This window comes from Pseudomonas sp. GM55 (assembly GCF_000282395.1).
Classification (GTDB): Bacteria; Pseudomonadota; Gammaproteobacteria; order Pseudomonadales; family Pseudomonadaceae; genus Aquipseudomonas; species Aquipseudomonas fluorescens_CC.
Genome location: NZ_AKJJ01000033.1, coordinates 20,117 through 42,834, shown reverse-complemented (window position 1 = coordinate 42,834; position 22,718 = coordinate 20,117). Strand labels below are relative to the sequence as shown.

Below are 22,718 nucleotides of genomic sequence, written 5' to 3'. Positions count from 1 at the left end.
CGAGCTTGCTCGCGAAAAACCTGAGGGCGCCGCGGGGCATCAGGTTTTTCGCGTTATCGTTGACGACCATCGCGAGCAAGCTCGCTCCTACAACGGCGCCGGTTCCTGCGCCGGTTTGGTCTTGTCGATCCCCGGAACCAGCAGTTTGCCCTCGGCGACCTGGTCGCCTTCAAGCTGCGGCTGCGTGACCCAGGTCAGGATGTCGTAGTAGCGACGGATGTTCGCCACGAAATGCACCGGTTCGCCGCCACGGGCGTAGCCGTAACGGGTCTTGCTGTACCACTTCTTTTCCGACAGGCGCGGCAGGATCTTCTTCACGTCCAGCCATTTGTCCGGGTTCAACCCTTCCTTGGCCGCCAGTTTGCGGGCGTCATCCAGGTGACCGCTGCCGACGTTGTAGGCCGCCAGGGCAAACCAGGTACGGTCCGGCTCCTGGATCGACTCGTCGAGCTGGTCTTTCATGTAGGCCAGGTACTTGGCGCCGCCCATGATGCTTTGTTTCGGATCGAGGCGGTTGGACACGCCCATGGCCTGCGCGGTGTTCTGGGTCAGCATCATCAGGCCGCGCACGCCGGTCTTGGAGGTGACGGCCGATTGCCACAACGACTCCTGGTACCCGATGGCCGCCAGCAGGCGCCAGTCGACTTTCTCTTTCTTGGCGTACGACTTGAAGTGCTGTTCGTACTTGGGCAAGCGTTGCTGCAAGTGTTGGGCAAACGTGGTGGCGCCCATGTAGCCGAGAACGTCGACATGCCCGTAGTAGCGGTCCTTGAGGCGTTGCAGGGTGCCGTTTTTCTTGACCTTGTCGAGGTACTCGTTGACTTCGTTGAGCAGGCTGTTGTCGTCGCCCGGTGCGACGGCCCAGCTCTGGTTGCTGGCATCACCGAGGTCGAAGGCGACCCGGATGTTGGTGAAGTACACCTGGTTCATCGCGACTTCGTTGGAGTCGACCAGCGTCAGGTCGATCTGGCCTTCGTCGACCATGCGCAGGAGATCGACGACCTCGACCGCGTCAGACTCTTCGTATTCGATGCCGGGAAACTTCTGTTTCAACTGCGCCAATTGTTCGGCGTGGGTGCTGCCCTTGAGCACCATGATCTTCTTGCCCACCAGATCCTTCGCGTCGGTCGGTCGTGACTGGCCGTTGCGGTAGATGATCTGCGGGGTGACTTCCAGGTAGGAGTGCGAGAAGCGCACCTGCTTCTTGCGCTCTTCGCTGCTGACCAGGCCGGCAGCCGCCAGCACCGGACCGTTGGGCTTGCCTACCTGATTGAACAGGTCGTCGAGGTTGTCGGCGGTCTCGATCTTGAGCTCGACCCCCAGATCGTCGGCGAAGCGCTTCACCAGCTCGTATTCGAAGCCGGTTTCACCGTTGCGATCCTGAAAGTAGGTGGCGGGACTGTTTCGGGTAACCACCCGCAGCACACCATCCTCCTTTACGCGCTCGAGCGTGTTGGGTTTATCAACACAGCCACCGAGCATCAGGAAGAGTCCGGTTGCGATCAGCCATTTGGCGTACCGCGGACGTAAAGCCGTTGGGGAAAACATCTGCGCAGTATACGCAAAGGACCACGGGCGCCATATCTCGACAGCGAAGGGCTTGTCTGCTAGCGATCACAAAACCGGCCGAAACCCCGCAGGAATGGGCCTGGTCTGCATTTTGTTACAGTAAAAATAAGCTGTCGTCACACGCCGCGTTAACCTGACTTTCGAGGCAGAAACACAAATCGACGCCCGGGTGCAACCGTGTGTAGCGTTTCGGGTGATGTCGCGGGCTGTTTAGGCTAGAATGCACGGCCTCAAAGCACACCCCTTCCCGAGGCTGTCCCGAAGATGTTGATCCTGCGCGGCGCTCCTGCCCTTTCTGCCTTTCGCCACAGCAAGCTCCTTGAGCAACTGAGCCAGAAGGTTCCGGCTGTCAGTGGCCTGTATGCTGAATTCGCTCACTTCGCCGAAGTTACCGGCGTCCTGACCGGCGACGAACAGCAGGTGCTTGCGCGCCTTCTGAAGTACGGTCCAAGCGTTCCGGTACAAGAACCGACCGGTCGTCTGTTCCTGGTGTTGCCGCGTTTTGGCACCATCTCGCCTTGGTCGAGCAAGGCCAGTGACATCGCCCGCAATTGTGGCCTGGCGAAAATCCAGCGCCTGGAGCGCGGCATTGCGTTCTACGTGGCCGGCCAGTTCAGCGACGCTGAAGCTCAGCTGATCGCTGACGGTCTGCACGATCGCATGACCCAGATCGTCCTGGGCAACCTCGAACAGGCCGCCGGCCTGTTCAGCCACGCCGAACCGAAACCCCTGACCGCGATCGACGTGCTGGGTGGCGGCCGTGCCGCGCTGGAAAAAGCCAACACCGAGCTGGGCCTGGCCCTGGCCGAAGACGAGATCGACTACCTGGTCAACGCCTTCGTCGGCTTGAAGCGCAACCCGCATGACATCGAACTGATGATGTTCGCCCAGGCGAACTCCGAGCACTGCCGTCACAAGATCTTCAACGCCAGTTGGGACATCGACGGCCAGAGCCAGGAAAAAAGCCTGTTCGGCATGATCAAGAACACCTATCAGATGCACAACGAAGGTGTCCTGTCGGCTTACAAGGACAACGCCTCGGTGATCGTCGGCTCCGTGGCCGGTCGCTTCTTCCCGGACCCTGAAACCCGCCAGTACGGCGCGGTGCAGGAGCCGGTGCACATCCTGATGAAGGTTGAAACCCACAACCACCCGACCGCGATTGCTCCGTTCCCGGGCGCGTCCACCGGTTCCGGTGGCGAAATCCGCGACGAAGGCGCTACCGGCCGTGGTGCCAAGCCGAAAGCCGGCCTGACCGGTTTCACCGTGTCCAACCTGCAGATCCCGGGCTTCGAACAGCCGTGGGAAGTGCCGTACGGCAAGCCCGAGCGCATCGTCACCGCGCTGGACATCATGATCGAAGGCCCATTGGGCGGCGCTGCATTCAACAACGAATTCGGCCGTCCGGCGCTGACCGGTTACTTCCGTACCTTCGAACAATCGATCACCACCCCGCACGGTGACGAAGTTCGTGGCTACCACAAGCCGATCATGCTGGCTGGCGGCATGGGCAACATCCGTGAAGAACACGTCAAGAAAGGCGAGATCGTCGTCGGCTCCAAGCTGATCGTGCTCGGCGGCCCGGCGATGCTGATCGGCCTGGGCGGCGGTGCAGCTTCCTCCATGGCCACCGGCACCAGCTCGGCAGACCTGGACTTCGCTTCGGTACAGCGTGAAAACCCGGAGATGGAACGTCGCTGCCAGGAAGTCATCGACCGTTGCTGGCAACTGGGCGACAAGAACCCGATCAGCTTCATCCACGACGTGGGTGCGGGCGGTCTGTCCAACGCCTTCCCGGAACTGGTCAACGACGGCGACCGCGGTGGCCGTTTCGAACTGCGCAACATTCCAAACGACGAGCCGGGCATGGCCCCGCACGAAATCTGGTCCAACGAATCCCAGGAACGTTATGTTCTGGCCGTCGGCCCGGCGGATTTCGAGCGCTTCAAGGCGATCTGCGAACGCGAGCGCTGCCCGTTTGCCGTTGTTGGCGAAGCCACTGCCGAACCACAGCTGACCGTCACCGACAGCCATTTCGGCAACAGCCCGGTGGACATGCCACTGGAAGTATTGCTGGGCAAGGCCCCGCGCATGCACCGTTCGGTGGTGCGTGAAGCCGAACTGGGCGATGACTTCGATCCGTCGACCCTGAACATTGCCGACTGCGTGGAGCGCGTTCTGCATCACCCGGCCGTGGCCAGCAAGAGCTTCCTGATCACCATCGGCGACCGCACCATCACCGGCCTCGTGGCCCGTGACCAGATGGTCGGCCCGTGGCAGGTGCCGGTGGCCGACGTTGCCGTCACCGCCACCAGCTTCGACGTCTACACCGGTGAAGCCATGGCCATGGGCGAGCGTACTCCGCTGGCACTGCTGGACGCTCCGGCATCGGGCCGCATGGCCATCGGCGAAACCCTGACCAACATCGCCGCTTCGCGCATCGGCAAGATCTCCGACATCAAACTGTCGGCGAACTGGATGTCCGCTGCCGGTCACCCGGGTGAAGATGCACGCCTGTACGACACCGTGAAAGCGGTCGGCATGGAACTGTGCCCTGAGCTGGGCATCACCATTCCGGTGGGCAAGGACTCGATGTCCATGGCCACCCGCTGGAGCGATGAAGGCGTGGACAAGGCTGTCACGTCGCCAATGTCCCTGATCGTGACCGGTTTCGCGCCAGTGACTGACATCCGTCAGACCCTGACCCCGCAACTGCGCATGGACAAGGGCACCACCGACCTGATCCTGATCGACCTGGGCCGCGGCCAGAACCGCATGGGCGCCTCGATCCTGGCACAGGTTCACGGCAAGCTCGGCAAGCAGGCTCCGGACGTCGACGACGCCGAAGACCTGAAAGCCTTCTTCGCCGTGATCCAGGGCCTCAACGCCGACGGTCACCTGTTGGCTTACCACGACCGTTCCGACGGCGGTCTGTTGACCAGCGTGGTGGAAATGGCGTTCGCCGGTCACTGCGGCCTGAGCCTGAACCTCGACAGCCTGGCGGACTCTTCCAGCGACATCGCCGCGATCCTGTTCAACGAAGAACTGGGTGCCGTGATTCAGGTTCGCCAGGACGCCACCCCGGACATTCTTGCGCAGTTCAGCGCAGCCGGCCTGGGCGATTGCGTGTCGGTGATCGGTCAGCCAATCAACAATGGCGAGATCAGCATCACCTTCAACGGTGACACCGTGTTCGAAGGCCAGCGCCGTCTGCTGCAACGCCAGTGGGCCGAGACCAGCTACCAGATCCAGCGTCTGCGTGACAACGCCGACTGCGCCGAACAAGAGTTCGACGTGCTGCTGGAAGAAGACAACCCGGGCCTGAGCGTCAAGCTGAGCTACGACATCAACCAGGACATCGCCGCGCCTTACATCAAGAAGGGCATCCGCCCACAGGTTGCCGTACTGCGTGAGCAGGGCGTCAACGGTCAGGTGGAAATGGCGGCTGCGTTCGACCGCGCCGGTTTCAACGCGATCGACGTGCACATGAGCGACATTCTGGCCGGCCGTGTCGACCTGAACGAGTTCAAGGGCATGGTCGCTTGCGGCGGTTTCTCTTACGGCGACGTATTGGGTGCCGGTGAAGGCTGGGCCAAGTCGGCGCTGTTCAACAGCCGTGCCCGCGATGCGTTCCAGGGCTTCTTCGAACGCAGCGACAGCTTCACCCTCGGCGTGTGCAACGGTTGCCAGATGATGTCCAACCTGCACGAGCTGATCCCGGGCAGCGAGTTCTGGCCGCACTTTGTGCGTAACCGTTCCGAGCAGTTCGAAGCCCGTGTGGCCATGGTGCAGATCCAGGAGTCGAACTCGATCTTCCTGCAGGGCATGGCCGGTTCGCGTATGCCGATCGCCATCGCCCACGGTGAAGGCCATGCCGAGTTCGCCAGCGAAGAAGCACTGCTGGAAGCCGATCTGTCGGGTTGCGTGGCGATGCGTTTTGTCGACAACCACGGCAAGGTCACCGAAAGCTACCCGGCCAACCCGAACGGTTCGCCGCGCGGGATCACCGGCCTGACCAGTCGCGACGGTCGCGTCACCATCATGATGCCGCACCCGGAGCGTGTATTCCGCGCCGTGCAGAACTCGTGGCGTTCGGATGACTGGAACGAAGATGCACCGCTGATGCGCATGTTCCGTAATGCTCGCGTCTGGGTGAACTAAACACCGTGTACAAGCTCAGCTTTTTTGTTCCAGCCAGTCACGTCGAAGACGTGAAGAGCGCCGTATTCGCCGCCGGTGGCGGACGGATCGGCGCTTACGATCACTGCGCGTGGCAAGTGTTGGGCCTGGGCCAGTTTCGTCCGTTGGACGGCAGTCAGCCGTTCATTGGCGAAGCGGGGCAGGTCGAGCAGGTCGAGGAATGGAAGGTTGAGCTGGTGGTGGCCGATGAGTTGATTCGCTCGGTGGTGACGGCTTTGAAACAGAGCCATCCCTATGAGACGCCGGCTTATGAGGTGTGGCGGTTGGAGGATTTTTGATCCTGCGCCGCTAAAGTGAAAAACCCGCTGAAAGTGATTTCAGCGGGTTTTTTGTTGCCCGGGATTTTGTGGTGATAATCAGGGCCTCATCGCTGGCAAGCCAGCTCCCACAGTGTTTTATGTCGTACGCGAATGCTGTGTACATCCGAGAACCTTGTGGGAGCTGGCTTGCCAGCGATGGCGGCCTGCCAGACAACTCAGAACTAAACCTTGGCACTCACCTCACTGCGATTGACCAACCCCTCCAGCGCATCATTCAAACTCGCCGCCTTGTCACCCACCAACAGATGCCAGATCCCGCCTTCAAGCTGACTCACACCCTGACAACCCAGTGCCTTCAAATCGCACTCCGAGATGGCCTTGCCATCCGCCAATTGCAGACGAATCCGGGTCATGGCCACGCAGTCCAGTTGCAACACATTGTCGCCGCCGCCGAGTGCGCTCAGCCATTGTTGGGCCTCAGTTTTTGCCACAGTGACGGCTGGCGGCAGGTCGACGATGACGGGAGGAGTGGAGATCAATGCGCGTCCCAATGCCGGCATCGCCAGGCGAATTTCATCGGCAATCGCGTCGGCCATCGGCCCCACCACCACTTGCAAACTCCCGCCCTTGCCCGGACGCACCACCGCCATGGCACCTAGTGCTTTCAAGTCCGCATCCGAGGCTTTGTTGCGATCCACCATGTCCAGTCGCAACCGAGTGGTGCAGGCGCCGACGGTGATCAGGTTTTCGGCGCCGCCCAAGGCCTTGATGTAGGCCCCGGCACGGTCGCTGTCCGCCACGGCGGTTTTTTCAGTGGCAGCAGTGTCTTCCCGTCCCGGCGTCTTGAGATTGAAACGACGGATACAGAAGTCGAACACCAGGTAATAGATCAGCGCATAGACCAGGCCGACCGGGACCACGCGCCAGCCATTGGTGGATTTTCCCCAGCCGAGGATCATGTCGATGAAGCCGCCGGAAAAGGTAAAACCGAGGTGGATGTTCAACAGGTTGGTGACCGCCATGGACAGGCCGGTCAGCAGCGCATGCAGCAAGAACAGCAGCGGCGCGAGGAACATGAAGGCGAATTCGATGGGTTCGGTGACGCCGGTCAGGAATGAAGTCAGGGCCATCGACAGGAATATCCCGCCCATGATTTTGCGCCGTTCCGGCAGGGCGTTGCGGTACATCGCCAGGCAGGCGGCGGGCAGGCCGAAGAGCATCACCGGGAACATGCCGGTCATGAATTGGCCGCCTTTCGGGTCGCCGGCAAAGTAGCGCGATATGTCGCCGGTTACCAAGGCACCTGTGGTCGGGTCGGTGAAGTTGCCGAACACGAACCAGGCCATGTTGTTGATGATGTGGTGCAGGCCGGTGACGATCAGCAGGCGGTTGAACACACCGAAAATGAATGCCCCGACACTGCCGCTCTCCAGCAGCAACGCGCCGAAGCTGTTGATGCCGTGCTGGACCGGCGGCCAGATCAGTCCGAACGCCACGCCCAGGCCGACCGCGCTGAAACCGGTCGCGATCGGCACAAAGCGCCGGCCGCCAAAGAACGCCAGGTACTCCGGCAGCTTGATGTCCTTGAAACGGTTGTACAGCGCGCCGGCCATCAAGCCGCTGATGATCCCGGCGAGCATGCCCATGTTGATGCTCGCATCCAGCACCTTGAGCGTGGACACCATCACCAGATAACCGATGGCCCCGGCCAGACCGGCCGTGCCGTTGTTGTCCCTGGCGAACCCGACCGCGATGCCGATGGCGAAAATCAGCGCCAGATTGGCGAAAATCACCTGGCCGGCGTCGTGGATGATCGCGATGTTCAAAAGGTCCGTGTCGCCCAGGCGCAGCAGCAGGCCGGCAATCGGCAGGATCGCGATCGGCAGCATCAGCGCGCGGCCGAGGCGCTGCAGGCCTTCGATAAAATATTGGTACATGGCGGTACTCCCTGGATTTTTTGTTGTTCTTTAGCTCAGAGGCCAATGCTGGTGACAGGCGTGACGCACCGCACCGGCGCTGCTCAGCTTGAGCAGGTCCAGGCTGATGCGACGGCATTGGCTGGCATCGAGATGGCGCACGCGATCCTTGATTTCACCGATCTGCACCGGGCTCACGGACAGTTCGCTCACGCCCAGCCCGATCAGCACCGGAGTGGCCAGCGGATCGGAGGCCAGCGCCCCACAAACCCCGACCCAACGTTTGTGCTGTGCGGCACCGGCGCAGGTCTGGGCGATCAAGCGCAGCAGCGCCGGGTGCAGGGCATCGACCCGCGAGGCGAGACCGGCGTGGTCGCGATCCATGGCCAGGGTGTATTGCGACAGGTCGTTGGTGCCGATGGACAGGAAGTCCGCGTGTTCCGCCAGCTGTTCAGCCAGCAGTGCGGCGGCCGGAACTTCAATCATCACCCCCAGCTCCGGGCGCTCGCTCAGGCCCAGTTCGGTGCACAAGGCGTCGAGGCGCTGGCGGATGTGCAGCAACTCCTCGACCTCGGTGACCATCGGCAACAGGATCCGGCAACGGGACAACGGCGTGACGTGCAGCAGGGCGCGCAGTTGCTGGTCGAGCAATTCCGGGCGGGCCTGGGCCAGACGAATGCCGCGCAGGCCGAGCACCGGATTGGCCTCGGCGGGCAGTGGCAGGTAGTCGAGTTGCTTGTCACCGCCAACGTCGATGGTGCGAATGATCACCGACTTGTCGCCCATGGCATCGAGCACGGCTTGATAGGCGTGGTGTTGTTCCTGTTCGTCCGGCGCGGTATGGCGGTCGACGAAGAGAAATTCGGTGCGCAGCAAGCCGACGCCGTCGGCGCCATTGGCCAATGCGTCTGCCGCTTCCGTACTGGACGCCACATTGGCGGCGACTTCGATGCGCAGACCGTCGGTGGTCAGCGCGGGTGTATGCGCCTGGAGCTGTTGTTCGGCCCGGCGTTGTTGCTGTTGCTGTTGCATCTGGCGCACGTCCGCCAGGCGCTCGGCATTGGGTGTCAGTTCGAGGCGACCGCCGTCGGCGTCCAGCACTACCGGTTGCCCCTGTTGCTGATCGAGCAACGTCGAGCCCAGAGCCACCACGCACGGCAGGCCTTTGCCCCGGGCCAGAATCGCCACGTGGGAGGTCGCACCGCCTTCGGCCATGCACAGTCCGGCGACGCCTTGCTGGCTCAGTTGCAGCAAATCGGATGGCGTCAGTTCATGCGCCGCGACGATGGCGCCGGCCGGCACGTCGTAATGCCAGGTCTCGCCGAGCAGGGCGCGCAGCACCCGTTGCTTGAGGTCGCGCAGGTCGTTGGCGCGTTCGGCCAGCAGCGTGCTGCCCAGCTGCTGGAGCACGTCGCACTGCACGTCGATCGATTGGCTCCAGGCGTGGGTCGCCGCGGTGCCGAGGTCGATGGACCGGCGGGCCGCATCCAGCAATGCCGGGTCTTCCAGCAGCGCGAGATGGGCGGCGAAGATGGCTTCTTCGTCAGTGTTCCTGTGTTTTCTGGCCTGGTCCAGGGTGCCGGCGATTTCGCTGCGGACCTGGGTCAACGCAGTATCGAGGGTTTGCCGTTGCTGCACCGGATCATTGTGCCCGGCATCCGCAGGCAGGCTGATCGCGTTCAAGCGCAATAGCGGCCCGCCGACCAGCCCCGGAGCGGCGCAGACACCGTGCAACACACCGGCTTCGGCCACTCGGTTGCGCTGGATCATCGGTGCCGGGGCGGCGGCGTGATGCTCTTCGGCCAGTGCCGTGGACAGCGCAGTCAGCAAGGCTTGCAGTTCGGCTTCGGCATCCGGCCCCTGGCAACTGACCTGCACTTCGTCATGCTCGCCGATGGCCAGACCCATCAGCCCGATCAGGCTGTCGCAGGTCGCCGATTTACCGGCGAAATGCAGCCGGGATTTGCTTTTGAAACCCAGGGCGGTCTGACGGATCAACGCGGCTGGCCGGGCATGCAGACCGCCACGATGGGCGATGCGGATGTGGCCGAGCACTTCTTCGCCGGCAAGCTCCACGTCCGCCTGCGCGACCACGCCCTGGCGGCGAATGATGTGCAGCAACGGCTCGCCGACTTTCACCGATTTGAGGGTGATGGGCCGTGCCTGAAAGTCCTGGCTGTTGGTGAGGATCAGCAGGCTGACCAGGCTTTTGCATTGTTGCGCGACCCGGTCCAGGTCATAGCGCAGCAGGGGTTGGCCATTGGCAACCCGTGCACCTTCTTGCACCAGCATCGAAAAGCCCTGGCCTTGCAGTTCGACGGTGTCGAGGCCCAGGTGCAACAGCAGTTCCGCACCGTTGTCGGCACGCAGGGTCACCGCATGACCGGTGCGGGCGACATGCACCACCACGCCCGCGCACGGCGCATGAAGGGTATCGTTCAACGGGTCGATGGCGATCCCGTCGCCCATGGCGCCGCTGGCAAACACCGCATCCGGGACTTTGGCGAGCGTGAGCACCGGGCCGCTGAGCGGGGCGCTTAAAGTCAGCTCTTTATTGTTGTTATGCATGGCTCGGTCTCATTCAAAACATCGGTTCGGATCAACGCGCCTATCTCTGTAGGAGCTGGCTTGCCAGCGAAGACGGTCTCACTGACGGTGCATGGCTCGAGGGCACCTTCGCTGGCAAGCCAGCTCCTACAGGGGGGGGGCTTTAGTGCGTACGGGTGACTTTGCTCAAATGCCGCGGCTGGTCCGGGTCCATGCCGCGTGCAACCGCCAGTCCGGCAGCCATCACGTAGAAACTCTGGATCGCCAGGATCGGGTCGAGGGCCGGGTGTTCGGCGCGGGTCAGGGTCAGGTCGCGTTCGAGCACGTCATCCGGGGCGGCCAGCAGGACACGGGCGCCGCGCTGGCGCATGTCGGCGGCCAGGCTCAGCAGGCCGGCCTGTTCGGCACCGCGCGGGGCGAAGATCAGCAACGGGTAGTTTTCGTCGATGAGCGCCATCGGGCCATGACGGACTTCGGCGCTGCTGAAGGCTTCGGCCTGGATCGCCGAGGTTTCCTTGAATTTGAGCGCCGCTTCCTGGGCGATGGCAAAACCGGCGCCACGGCCGATCACCATCAAGCGTTGGCAATCGCGCAGGGCGTCGATGGCCAGGCTCCAGTCCTGTTGCGCGGCGTCGCGCAGGCCATCGGGCAAGGCGAGGCCGGCTTCGAGCAGTTCGGTGTCTTCTTTCCAGTGGCCAATCAGCCGGGCGCTGGCGCTGAGGGTGGCGATGAAGCTCTTGGTCGCGGCAACGCTGCTTTCGGTGCCGGCACACAGCGGCAGGCTGAATTCGCAGGCGGCTTCCAGGGGCGAGTCTTCGGCATTGACCAGTGAAATGCTCAGGGCGCCGCGCTTGCGCAACAGGCGCAGGCTGTTGACCAGATCCGGGCTCTGCCCCGATTGCGAAAAGGCGAATGCCACCTGACCGCTGACCTTCAACGGTGCCTGTTGCATGGTCACCACCGACATTGGCATTGACGCCACCGGGATGCCCAGCAGCTGCATGGTCAGGTAGGCGAAGTAGCTGGCGGCGTGGTCGGAGCTGCCGCGTGCCACGGTCATGACCACTTGCGGCGGCTGACGGCGCAGGCGTCCGGCGATCTCGATCATCTGCGGGTCGAGTTTTTGCAACTGGACTTGCACGGCCTCGAACGAGGACAGCGCCTCTTCAAGCATTTTTGAAGTCAATGTCTTCTCCTTCGACCATTACAGCGGTCAGCTTCAATGAGCGATCCAGCCGCACGCAGTCGGCCCAGGCCCCCGGTTGCAGGCGCCCGCGTTCGGTGATGCCGAGGTAGTCGGCGGGGAATTGCGACAGGCGCTGCGAGGCTTCGGCGATGGGCAGGCCGATCTTCACCAGGTTGCGCAGGGCCTGATCCATGGTCAGCGTGCTGCCGGCCAGGGTGCCGTCAGGCAGGCGCACGCCGCCCAGGCATTTGGTCACGGTGTGGCTGCCGAGCTTGTATTCGCCGTCGGGCATGCCGGCGGCCGCGGTCGAGTCGGTGACACAGTACAGGCATGGAATCGAGCGCAGGGCCACGCGGATGGCGCCGGGGTGCACGTGCAGCAAGTCCGGAATCAGTTCGGCGTATTGGGCGTGGGCCAACGCGGCACCGACGATCCCCGGCTCACGGTGATGCAGCGGGCTCATGGCGTTGTAGAGGTGGGTGAAACTGCTGGCGCCGGCCTCCAGCGCAGCCACGCCTTCCTCATAGCTGCCCAGGGTGTGGCCGATCTGCATGCGGATGCCGCGGCTGCTGAGGTCACGGATCAAGGCATCGTGACCGGCGATTTCCGGAGCAATGGTGATCACCCGGATCGGTGCGAGCGCCAGGTACGCTTCGACTTCGGCCATCAGCGCCGTGTGGGCGAAGTTGGGTTGCGCGCCGAGCTTGCCGGGGTTGATGTACGGGCCTTCGAGGTGCACGCCGAGTACCCGGGCGCAGCCTTGGGGCCGCAGTTCGCAGAATTCGCCGACGGCTTTGAGCACGCTGGAAATCTCGTCGCTCGGCGCGGTCATGGTGGTGGCCAGCAGCGACGTGGTGCCGAAGCGCAGGTGGGTTCGGGTGATGGTTTCAAAGGCCGGCGCGCCTTCCATGATGTCTTTGCCGCCGCCGCCGTGAACGTGCAGGTCGATGAAACCCGGGAGCAGGTACGGCAGGTCGTTGTCTGCCGGATCGCTGGGCTGGCCTTCGATCGACACGACTTTGCCGTGAGCGTGGACCAGTCGGCCGCGAACCCAGCCGTGAGCGGTGAGGATGTTGTCTTCGGACATGATCGGTTCTCTGGTTTGAAGGCTTCGCGGTGCAGCGTCCTAGCGGCGAAGCTCTGCCACAAAGTCGTAGTAGTCGTTACGGCAATAGGTGTCGGTGACTTCGATTGGCGTGTTGTCTTCCAGGTAGCCGACCCGGGTCATCAGCAGCATCGCAGTGCCGGGGGCGATGCCGACCAGCGCGGCGAACTCGTCCGAGGCGTTGATCGCCTGGATATGCTGCAGGGCGCGGACAACCGGTTTGCCGATGCCGTCGAGGAATTCGTAGAGGGAGTCGCCGACCAATTGCGGGTTGGCAATGATCGAGGCGGGCAGGGTGCTCATCTCGATGGCCATCACGGTGTCGTCGGCCTTGCGCAGGCGTTTGAGCCGCGCGACCTTGTCGTTGGGCGACAGGCCGAGGCGGATCAGCTCTTCGTGGGTCGGCAGGGTGATTTCCCGCTCCAGCCATTGCGAGCCGGGCACGAAACCCTTGAGGCGGAGCATTTCACTGAAGCCGGAAAGGCGCGACAACGGTTGTTCGAGGCGCGGCGTGATGAAGGTGCCGGAGCCCTGGTTACGGCGGATCAGGCCTTGTTCGAACAACACTTCCAGCGCCTTGCGGGCGGTGACGCGGGAGATGCCCAGCGTCTCGCTCAGATTGCGCTCCGACGGCATGGCCTGTTCGGCTTTCCACTGGCCGGCATGGATCGCCGCTTCCAGGTTGCGTGCCAGTTGCAGGTACAGCGGCGTGGGTTGGGTGTCGTCGGGGCGCAGGGCGCGTAGGTCATTCATGTAGGCATTGTCCGATGCGGTTGCAGGATGGTTGTCGCCCGGTTGTGAGGCGAAACCTAATACCACTTGCATACCATGTCAACGCCGCCACCGGGCATTTGGCGTGGGAAATCCTGCCGTTTTGGCCGATTGTTCAGAGGGTGGTTCTAAGTGGTATTAGAGCGAGGGGATACAGCAGCAAAGATCGCAGCCTGCGGCAGCGTCTACAGGTCAGAGTGGTATCACTGCTGTAGGAGCTGCCGCAGGCTGAGATTTTTTGAATTTATTTTTCGAGGGCGACCAATGGTCGGGGGAGTTACGGGCGGATTTCGATCATCGTGCCGTCCGGCACCAGGTTCCAGACTTCGCGCATGTCCATATTGCGCATGGCGATGCAGCCGTCGGTCCAGTCCAGAGTGTGAAACAGGTCTTCCGGGGTGTCCTCGGTGTCCGGAGTGCCGTGGATCATGATCATGCCCCCGGGCTCGACGCCTTCACGACGGGCGCGGGCGGAGTCGCTGATGTTCGGGTAGGAAATGTGCATTGCCAGGTTGAAGCGGTCGCTGACCTTGCGCCAGTCAACCCAGTAGAAGCCTTCCGGGGTGCGTTTGTCGCCTTCCATCAGCTTTGGCCCCGTGGGCCGTTTGCCCAGGGAAATGCGATAGGTCTTGAGCGGCTTGCCGTCATTGATCAATTGCAATTGATGGGAAGACTTGAGAATCAGGATTTTCTCGATGACCTTGCCGTCCAGGGTTTCCACGGCAGAAGCCTGGGACACCGTGACGAACGACAAACAGAACAGGGCAAGCAACCAGCGCATTGAAACGATTCCCCAGGAGGTGTCGCGACTATTTATTTATAGATGTTTTTGCAGGAGCTGCCGCAGGCTGCGATTTTTCAGCGGCTACGAATGATACCAATATGGCATCAAATAATGGCAGGCTGAGCAAGCGGCGGGATCGATTCGGACCGTACGGGATAGACCTCGGTCCGCCGGTCAGCGAAGAAGCATTCTAAGGTACGACCTACCGTGCGGAAAGCCAGCTCATCCCAAGGAATGTCCGCTTCGTCGAATAGTTGCACTTCCAGGCTCTCGGGGCCGGCAGAAAAATCCAGGTCCGCCAGCTCGGCACGGAAGAACACATGCACCTGGCTGATGTGTGGCACGTCGATCAGGGTATAGATGCTCAGGTTGCGCACCCGGGCGCAGGCTTCCTCGGCGGTTTCGCGAATGGCGGCCTGTTCGATGGTCTCACCGTTTTCCATGAAGCCGGCGGGCAGGGTCCAGTAACCGCGTCTTGGCTCGATGGCACGCCGGCACAGCAGCACCTTGGTGCCCCAGGTCGCCACGCAGCCGGCGACGATGTTGGGGTTCTGGTAGTGGATGGCCTGACAGCTGTCGCAGACAAAACGCAGGCGCGAATCGCCTTCGGGAATGCGCTGGGTCACCGGGTTACCGCACTGGCTGCAAAATTTCATGCTGGGGTTCCTGAATGCTGCGCCTATCTTGGCGTGCGGCAGTGTCTGTCGGCAAGTTGTCGTTTCGCGACATGGGGCTGTTGCGGGGGTTGGGCGGCCGCAGCGATTGGTGCATGATGCCGGGTAAGGCACAGATCGAGAACACTCATGCTGGACGAGCTACTGCATCGGGTTAGTAACCACACACCACGCACATTGGAGACCGACCGTCGTTTTCCCGAAGCGGCGGTGCTGGTGCCCATCACCCGCAGTGACGAGCCTGAACTGGTGTTGACCCTGCGTGCCAGCGGCCTGTCGACCCATGGCGGCGAAGTCGCCTTTCCCGGCGGGCGTCGTGACCCCGAAGACCCCGACCTGACATTCACCGCCCTGCGAGAAGCCGAAGAAGAGATCGGCCTACCACCGGGGTTGGTCGAGGTGATCGGCCCGCTCAGCCCGCTGATCAGCCTGCATGGCATCATGGTCACGCCCTATGTCGGGATAATCCCGGATTTTGTCGAATACCGGGCCAACGATGCCGAGATCGCCGCGGTGTTCAGCGTGCCCCTGGAATTTTTCCGCAAAGACCCTCGCGAACATACCCATCGCATCGACTATCAGGGCCGCAGCTGGTACGTGCCGAGCTATCGCTATGGCGAGTACAAGATCTGGGGGCTGACGGCGATCATGATCGTCGAGTTGATCAACCTGCTGTATGACGCCAAAATCAGCCTGCATCAGCCTCCCAAAAGCTTCATCAATATCTGAAGCCATCGTTCGCATGACCTGAATCTTGATCTGGCTGAAAAAAGCCTGCCTGAGCCTTGAGGAAAACAACAATGAAATACCGCCTGGGCGACGCCCGCGTCGAAACCCATCCACAGAGCTGGGTCGCCCCCAATGCCGTGCTGGTGGGCAAGGTCAAGCTGGAAGAGGGCGCCAACGTCTGGTTCAACGCCGTGCTGCGCGGCGATAACGAGTTGATCCTGATCGGCAAGAACAGCAACGTCCAGGACGGCACCGTGATGCACACCGACATGGGCTACCCGCTGACCATCGGCACCGGCGTGACCATCGGCCACAACGCCATGCTCCACGGCTGCACCGTCGGCGACTATAGCCTGATCGGCATCAACGCGGTGATCCTCAACGGGGCAAGGATTGGCAAGAACTGCATCATCGGCGCCAACTCGCTGATCGGCGAGGGCAAGGAAATTCCGGATGGGTCGCTGGTCATGGGCTCGCCCGGCAAAGTGGTTCGAGAATTGACCGAGCCGCAAATCAAAATGCTGGAAGCCAGCGCGGCTCACTACGTGCACAATTCGCAGCGTTATGCCCGCGATCTGGCCGAGCAGGAACAATGAGCACGACTGAACGCCCGGTGCCGTCGCCCTGCGTGAACATTTGTGCGCTGGATGACGATGATATCTGCACCGGTTGCCAACGCACGGTTGAGGAGATTACCCGCTGGAGCCGCATGACCAACGACGAGCGGCGCCAGGTGCTGGGGTTGTGTCATGAGCGGGCCAAGGCCAGTGGGTTGGTGTGGATGCTTCCTGGGAAATCTGGCGCCTGACAGGCCGCCGCTGTTGTAGGAGCGAGCTTGCTCGCGATGGACCCAAGAACACCGCGGGGAACCTGACTCTCCGCCTTATCGTTAACGACCATCGCGAGCAGGCTCGCTCCTACAGTATCCTGTGCGCCAAATTCACAGGTACTTCCCCCGCCCATGCTCTTCCTGATCGCCTACATTTGCAGCGTCGTGCTGATCAACTACGCCTTTTCCACCGCGCCGCACCTGGACATCATCTGGTCGGCCTGGGGCGGGCTGGTGTTTGTGTTGCGCGACATGGTGCAAACCCGGTTCGGGCATGGCGCCCTCGTGGCGATGCTGGTGGCGCTGGTACTGTCCTATGTCACCTCCGATCCGTCCATCGCCCTGGCCAGCGCCACGGCGTTCGCGGTTTCCGAGTGCATCGACTGGCTGGTGTTCAGCATCACCAGGCGCCCGCTGCATGATCGCCTGTGGATAAGTTCGGCCCTGAGCATTCCCCTCGATACCTTTATCTTTTTCGGCATGATCGACGCCCTGACGCCGGGGGTGATCCTCACCGCCCTGGGCTCGAAATTCGCCGGGGTCACCGCCGTGTGGCTGATCATGGCCTGGCGCCTGCGCAAACAGGCTGTCGTCGGCTGAAGTTCATGTAAAATGCCGCGCTTTCTCCCCATGGATCGCGCCTATTGCGCCGTATCCTCGATGATCCGCTTCTTGAGGACCTTCAGATGAGCCGTATCGGAACTCCATTGTCGCCTACCGCGACCCGCGTATTGATGTGTGGCTGTGGCGAGTTGGGCAAGGAAGTGGTGATCGAGCTGCAACGTCTGGGCGTTGAAGTGATTGCCGTGGACCGCTACGCCAACGCGCCGGCCATGCAGGTGGCGCACCGCAGCCACGTGATCAACATGCTCGACGGCGCTGCCCTGCGTGCCGTGATCGAAGCCGAGAAACCGCACTTCATCGTGCCGGAAATCGAAGCCATCGCCACCGCGACCCTGGTGGAGCTGGAGGCCGAAGGTTTCAACGTGATCCCGACCGCCCGCGCCGCGCAATTGACCATGAATCGCGAAGGTATCCGTCGCCTGGCGGCTGAAGAGCTGGACCTGCCAACCTCGCCGTACCATTTCGCCGACACTTTCGAGGACTACAGCAAGGCCGTCGAAGACCTCGGTTTCCCCTGTGTGGTCAAGCCGGTCATGAGCTCGTCGGGCAAGGGCCAGAGCCTGTTGCGCAGCGTCGATGACGTGCAGAAAGCCTGGGACTACGCCCAGGAAGGTGGCCGTGCCGGTAAAGGTCGGGTGATCATCGAGGGCTTCATCGACTTCGACTACGAAATCACCTTGCTGACCGTACGCCACGTCGGCGGTACTACCTTCTGCGCGCCGGTTGGCCACCGTCAGGAGAAGGGCGATTATCAGGAATCCTGGCAGCCGCAAGCCATGAGCCCGATTGCCCTGGCCGAATCCGAACGCGTCGCCAAAGCCGTGACCGAAGCCCTGGGTGGCCGTGGTCTGTTCGGGGTCGAATTGTTCATCAAGGGTGATCAGGTGTGGTTCAGCGAAGTTTCGCCACGCCCGCACGACACCGGCCTGGTGACCCTGATCTCCCAGGACCTGTCGCAGTTCGCCTTGCATGCACGGGCCATTCTCGGCCTGCCGATCCCGTTGATCCGTCAGTTCGGGCCATCGGCCTCGGCGGTGATCCTGGTGGAAGGGCAGTCGACCCAGACCGCATTCGCCAATCTGGGCACAGCCTTGAGCGAACCTGACACCGCGCTGCGCCTGTTCGGCAAGCCTGAAGTAAACGGCCAGCGCCGCATGGGCGTTGCCCTGGCTCGCGACGAGTCGATCGAAGCCGCCCGCGCCAAGGCGACTCGTGCATCGCAGGCGGTTGTTGTCGAGCTGTAAAAACAGCTGCGGCGGGCCTATACCTTCTAAAGGCTCGCCGACTCAACCTTGTAGGAGCGAGCCTGCTCGCGATGGACTTGAGGGCAACGCGTTTAATCAGGGATTACGCGTTTTCGTTAACGACCATCGCGAGCAGGCTCGCTCCTACAGGTCATCTATCAATGCTTCAGGCCTGTACCCCATGAATTCGCAAAGCATCATCGTCCCGAAAATCTCCACCCTGCCGGTACACGAACCCCGGGCCCGGGCGATCGTGCGTTGGCTGGTGCGCAAGAACATCGTCCAGGAAGAGCTGACCACGTGCGGCCGCACCGGCAATCGCATGGGCCACGCCATCGCTGAGGGTGCCCGTGAGGTGGTCCTGCACCCGGACGCGCTGCCGTTCGGCGAGCCGGTCAACGGTCTGGAGATCATCACCAAGCGCTGCATCTATACGCCAGCCAAGGGATTTCTTGGCGAAGCGGGCTGCGCCGAGTGCCGCAAGGAAGTGGGTGAAGCCCTGTTCGAAAGCCTGGAAGACTGGATGCCGGGGCGTACCGACAACTTCACCTGTCCGGAATGCGGGCATGAAGACGACATCAACGGCTTCCTGTTCCTGCAGGAATGCGGTTTCTCCAACCTCGGTTTCATCTTCAACAACTGGGCCGAAGCCGGGTTCAAACAGAGCTTTCTCGATGAATTCGCCGATTGGCTCGATCAGCCGGTCAGCTGGGTGAAAGTCGAGTTGTAGTACGGTTGGATGACCGCGTTATCGTTCTTCGCTGGCAAGCCAGCTCCTACAGATTCGCAGAAAATTTGTAGGAGCTGGCTTGCCAGCGAAGCTGTTCAAAACCTCCGTCGATCACCGCATCAATAATAGACAGAGTTTTACATTGAACCCGAAGGGGTGTCTGACTATAATGGCGCGCTTCCATTTTCCCGCTCGGGAGCCCCCGCGATGCTGCGTATCAGCCAAGAAGCTCTGACATTCGACGACATTCTCCTAGTGCCTGGTTATTCCGAGGTGCTTCCTAACGAAGTCAGTCTCAAGACCCGCCTTACCCGTGGCATCGAGCTGAATATTCCACTGGTCTCCGCCGCCATGGACACCGTCACTGAAGCCCGTCTGGCAATCGCCATGGCTCAGGAAGGTGGTATCGGCATCATCCACAAGAACATGACCATCGAGCAGCAAGCTGCCGAAGTGCGCAAGGTCAAGAAGTTCGAAGCCGGTGTGGTCAAGGACCCGATCACCATCGAGGCTGACGCCACGGTGCGTGACCTGTTCGAACTGACCCGCCTGCACAACATCTCCGGCGTTCCGGTACTGCACGATGGCGACCTGGTCGGCATCGTCACTTCCCGTGACGTGCGCTTCGAAAACCGTCTGGACGTCAGTGTCCGTGAAGTGATGACGCCCAAAGAGCGTCTGGTCACGGTCAAGGAAGGCGCCAACAAGAACGATGTGCGTGAGTTGCTGCACAAGCACCGCATCGAGCGCGTGCTGATCGTCGACGACAAATTCGCCCTCAAAGGCATGATGACCGTCAACGACATCGAAAAAGCCAAGGCCTACCCGCTGGCCAGCAAGGACGATCAAGGTCGTCTGCGCGTTGGCGCCGCTGTCGGTACCGGTAAAGACACCGGTGACCGCGTCGCGGCCCTGGTCAATGCCGGCGTTGACGTGGTGGTGGTCGACACCGCTCACGGTCACTCCAAAGGCGTGATCGACCGCGTTCGCTGGGTTAAAGAGAATTTCCCTGAAGTACAAGTGATCGGCGGCAACATCGCCACCGGCGCCGCCGCCAAGGCCCTGGCCGAAGCCGGCGCTGACGCAGTCAAGGTCGGTATCGGCCCGGGCTCGATCTGCACCACCCGTATCGTCGCCGGTGTCGGCGTGCCGCAAATCAGTGCCATCGCCAACGTTGCCGCTGCCCTTGAAGGCACTGGCGTGCCGTTGATCGCCGACGGCGGTATCCGCTTCTCCGGTGACCTGTCCAAGGCCATCGTTGCCGGTGCTTCCTGCGTGATGATGGGCTCGATGTTCGCCGGTACTGAAGAAGCACCAGGCGAGATCGAACTGTTCCAGGGTCGTTCGTACAAGGCCTACCGTGGCATGGGTTCGCTGGGCGCCATGTCCCAGGCTCAAGGTTCCTCCGACCGTTACTTCCAGGACTCCTCCGCGGGTGCCGAGAAGCTGGTTCCGGAAGGTATCGAAGGGCGTGTGCCGTACAAGGGCACCCTGAGCGCCATCATCCATCAGCTGATGGGCGGCCTGCGTTCCTCGATGGGTTACACCGGCAGTGCCGACATCGAAGAAATGCGCACCAAGCCTGAGTTCGTGCGGATCACCGGCGCTGGCATGGCCGAGTCCCACGTTCACGACGTACAGATCACCAAAGAAGCGCCAAACTACCGCGTAGGTTGAGGCTTCAAGCAAATCGTTAAGCAACCGGGGCTGTTCTATTCAGCCCCGAGTTGTTTCTGAATCACGACTGTTTCTGAATTACTTAGACGAGACTGAATCATGGCCCTCGACATTCACGCTCACCGCATCCTGATCCTCGACTTCGGTTCCCAGTACACCCAGCTGATCGCCCGCCGCGTGCGTGAAATCGGCGTGTACTGCGAACTGCACCCGTTCGACATGGACGAAGATGCGATCCGCGAGTTCGCGCCAAAAGGCGTCATTCTCGCTGGCGGCCCGGAGTCCGTGCACGAAGCCAACAGCCCTCGCTGCCCGCAGGCAGTCTTTGACTTGGGCGTACCGGTCTTCGGTATCTGCTACGGCATGCAGACCATGGCCGAGCAACTGGGCGGCAAGGTTGAAGGTTCCGAGCTGCGTGAGTTCGGTTACGCCCGCGTCGACGTGGTCGGCAAGAGCCGCCTGCTCGACGGCATCGAAGACCACATCGACGCCGACGGCCTGTTCGGCCTCGACGTGTGGATGAGCCACGGTGACAAAGTCACCAAGATGCCGTCCGACTTCCACATCCTGGCCAGCACCCCGAGCTGCCCGATTGCCGGCATGTTCAGCGACGAGCGTCGTTACTACGGCGTGCAGTTCCACCCGGAAGTGACCCACACCAAGCAGGGCGGTCGCATCCTGTCGCGCTTCATCCTCGACATCTGCGAGTGCGAAGCACTGTGGACCCCGTCGAAGATCGCTGAAGACGCCATCGCCCAGGTTCGTGCCCAGGTCGGTACCGACAACGTGCTGCTCGGCCTGTCTGGCGGCGTGGACTCCTCGGTCGTTGCCGCGCTGCTGCACAAAGCCATCGGCGACCAACTGACTTGCGTGTTCGTCGACAACGGCCTGCTGCGTCTGCACGAAGGCGAGCAAGTGATGGCCATGTTCGCCGAGAACATGGGCGTCAAGGTGATCCGCGCCAACGCCGAGGACCAGTTCCTCAACAACCTGGCCGGCGAAGCTGACCCTGAGAAGAAGCGCAAGATCATCGGCCGTACCTTCATCGACGTGTTCGATGCCGAATCCTGCAAGCTGGACAACATCAAGTACCTGGCCCAGGGCACCATCTACCCGGACGTGATCGAGTCGGCTGGCGCGAAAAGCGGCAAGGCCCACGTGATCAAGTCGCACCACAACGTGGGCGGCCTGCCGGAAGAAATGAACCTGAAACTGGTCGAGCCACTGCGCGAACTGTTCAAGGACGAAGTCCGTCGTCTGGGTCTGGAACTGGGCCTGCCGTACGACATGGTCTACCGTCACCCGTTCCCGGGCCCGGGCCTGGGCGTGCGTATCCTCGGTGAAGTGAAGAAGGAATACGCCGACCTGCTGCGTCGTGCCGACCACATCTTCATCGAAGAACTGCGCAAGGCCGACTGGTACCACAAGGTCAGCCAGGCATTCGTGGTGTTCCAGCCGGTTAAATCGGTTGGCGTGGTCGGTGATGGCCGTCGTTACGCCTGGGTCGTGGCCCTGCGTGCCGTGGAAACCATCGACTTCATGACCGCGCGTTGGGCACACCTGCCTTACGAACTGCTGGAAACCGTATCCGGCCGCATCATCAATGAAATCGAAGGCATCTCCCGCGTCACCTACGACGTGTCGAGCAAGCCGCCTGCGACCATTGAGTGGGAATGATCCCGCGCCAGCCCTGAGGGTTTGATCGCTGGATGAAAAGCCGTGTGAACGTGAGTTCACACGGCTTTTTTCATTGCTGCGGGTCCATCCTGTGGCCTGCCGTCGCGCCCGCTTTGCTGTTTCTTTCACAACTGCGGGTGTATCGTATTCGCCTTTTGCGGGCCGTGGGCCTGTTGCTGATTCGTGAGGTAGTTGA

The 22,718-nt window shown here is 61.8% G+C and carries 18 protein-coding genes; 10 read left to right on the top strand and 8 right to left on the bottom strand.

What is annotated here, in order from left to right:
* Nucleotides 1–87 precede the first annotated feature (87 nt).
* Nucleotides 88–1,548 carry a membrane-bound lytic murein transglycosylase MltF gene (mltF, locus tag PMI31_RS05570; protein ID WP_081500281.1) on the bottom strand — a complete coding sequence of 487 codons (1,461 nt, stop codon included), beginning with the start codon at nt 1,546–1,548 and terminating at the stop codon, nt 88–90.
* Between the two features lie 285 nt (nt 1,549–1,833).
* Between mltF and purL the strand changes: the two genes are divergently transcribed.
* Entirely contained in the window at nt 1,834–5,730 is a 3,897-nt protein-coding gene (gene purL / locus PMI31_RS05565) for a phosphoribosylformylglycinamidine synthase (RefSeq protein WP_008016757.1), read from the top strand.
* Between the two features lie 5 nt (nt 5,731–5,735).
* A complete protein-coding gene (locus PMI31_RS05560) occupies nt 5,736–6,047 on the top strand; it encodes a Nif3-like dinuclear metal center hexameric protein (protein ID WP_008016756.1) in 312 nt (103 codons plus the stop codon).
* A gap of 203 nt (nt 6,048–6,250) precedes the next feature.
* Here PMI31_RS05560 and nagE read toward each other — a convergent pair whose 3' ends face one another.
* The 7 genes from nagE to PMI31_RS05525 form a co-directional block, all read right to left on the bottom strand.
* The gene (gene nagE, locus PMI31_RS05555; RefSeq protein ID WP_008016755.1) at nt 6,251–7,966 is read right to left on the bottom strand and encodes an N-acetylglucosamine-specific PTS transporter subunit IIBC; all 1,716 of its coding nucleotides are present in this window, start codon (nt 7,964–7,966) and stop codon (nt 6,251–6,253) included.
* Between the two features lie 30 nt (nt 7,967–7,996).
* Nucleotides 7,997–10,513, bottom strand: coding sequence for a phosphoenolpyruvate--protein phosphotransferase (ptsP, locus tag PMI31_RS05550; RefSeq protein WP_008016754.1), 2,517 nt, complete (start codon nt 10,511–10,513; stop codon nt 7,997–7,999).
* A gap of 142 nt (nt 10,514–10,655) precedes the next feature.
* A complete protein-coding gene (locus PMI31_RS05545) occupies nt 10,656–11,678 on the bottom strand; it encodes an SIS domain-containing protein (RefSeq protein WP_008016753.1) in 1,023 nt (340 codons plus the stop codon).
* On the bottom strand, nt 11,659–12,765 hold the full coding sequence (nagA, locus tag PMI31_RS05540) for an N-acetylglucosamine-6-phosphate deacetylase (RefSeq protein ID WP_008016752.1): 1,107 nt from the start codon (nt 12,763–12,765) through the stop codon (nt 11,659–11,661). The genes PMI31_RS05545 and nagA overlap by 20 nt, the downstream gene beginning before the upstream one ends.
* A gap of 39 nt (nt 12,766–12,804) precedes the next feature.
* The gene (locus PMI31_RS05535; RefSeq protein ID WP_008016751.1) at nt 12,805–13,536 is read right to left on the bottom strand and encodes a GntR family transcriptional regulator; all 732 of its coding nucleotides are present in this window, start codon (nt 13,534–13,536) and stop codon (nt 12,805–12,807) included.
* A 295-nt stretch (nt 13,537–13,831) separates the two neighbouring features.
* The gene (locus PMI31_RS05530) at nt 13,832–14,335 is read right to left on the bottom strand and encodes a L,D-transpeptidase family protein (protein ID WP_008016749.1); all 504 of its coding nucleotides are present in this window, start codon (nt 14,333–14,335) and stop codon (nt 13,832–13,834) included.
* A gap of 107 nt (nt 14,336–14,442) precedes the next feature.
* Nucleotides 14,443–14,994, bottom strand: coding sequence for an NUDIX hydrolase (locus tag PMI31_RS05525; protein WP_008016748.1), 552 nt, complete (start codon nt 14,992–14,994; stop codon nt 14,443–14,445).
* A gap of 147 nt (nt 14,995–15,141) precedes the next feature.
* Between PMI31_RS05525 and PMI31_RS05520 the strand changes: the two genes are divergently transcribed.
* From PMI31_RS05520 to guaA, 8 genes are all read left to right on the top strand, one after another.
* Nucleotides 15,142–15,741 carry a CoA pyrophosphatase gene (locus PMI31_RS05520; protein ID WP_008016747.1) on the top strand — a complete coding sequence of 200 codons (600 nt, stop codon included), beginning with the start codon at nt 15,142–15,144 and terminating at the stop codon, nt 15,739–15,741.
* A 71-nt stretch (nt 15,742–15,812) separates the two neighbouring features.
* Nucleotides 15,813–16,337: a gamma carbonic anhydrase family protein gene (locus tag PMI31_RS05515; protein ID WP_008016746.1), complete on the top strand. Its 525-nt coding sequence runs from the start codon at nt 15,813–15,815 to the stop codon at nt 16,335–16,337.
* On the top strand, nt 16,334–16,549 hold the full coding sequence (locus PMI31_RS05510; protein ID WP_008016745.1) for a DUF1289 domain-containing protein: 216 nt from the start codon (nt 16,334–16,336) through the stop codon (nt 16,547–16,549). Before PMI31_RS05515 ends, PMI31_RS05510 begins: the two co-directional genes overlap by 4 nt.
* A gap of 153 nt (nt 16,550–16,702) precedes the next feature.
* Nucleotides 16,703–17,170: a VUT family protein gene (locus tag PMI31_RS05505; protein WP_008016744.1), complete on the top strand. Its 468-nt coding sequence runs from the start codon at nt 16,703–16,705 to the stop codon at nt 17,168–17,170.
* A gap of 86 nt (nt 17,171–17,256) precedes the next feature.
* Complete coding sequence (gene purT / locus PMI31_RS05500) at nt 17,257–18,438, top strand: formate-dependent phosphoribosylglycinamide formyltransferase (protein WP_008016742.1); 1,182 nt, start codon at nt 17,257–17,259, stop codon at nt 18,436–18,438.
* Nucleotides 18,439–18,619: 181 nt separating this feature from the next.
* On the top strand, nt 18,620–19,168 hold the full coding sequence (locus PMI31_RS05495; protein WP_008016741.1) for a hypothetical protein: 549 nt from the start codon (nt 18,620–18,622) through the stop codon (nt 19,166–19,168).
* Nucleotides 19,169–19,375: 207 nt separating this feature from the next.
* Nucleotides 19,376–20,845 (top strand): IMP dehydrogenase, encoded by a 1,470-nt coding sequence (gene guaB / locus PMI31_RS05490; protein WP_008016740.1) that lies wholly within the window; start codon nt 19,376–19,378, stop codon nt 20,843–20,845.
* Between the two features lie 99 nt (nt 20,846–20,944).
* On the top strand, nt 20,945–22,522 hold the full coding sequence (guaA, locus tag PMI31_RS05485) for a glutamine-hydrolyzing GMP synthase (RefSeq protein WP_008016739.1): 1,578 nt from the start codon (nt 20,945–20,947) through the stop codon (nt 22,520–22,522).
* Nucleotides 22,523–22,718 lie beyond the last annotated feature (196 nt).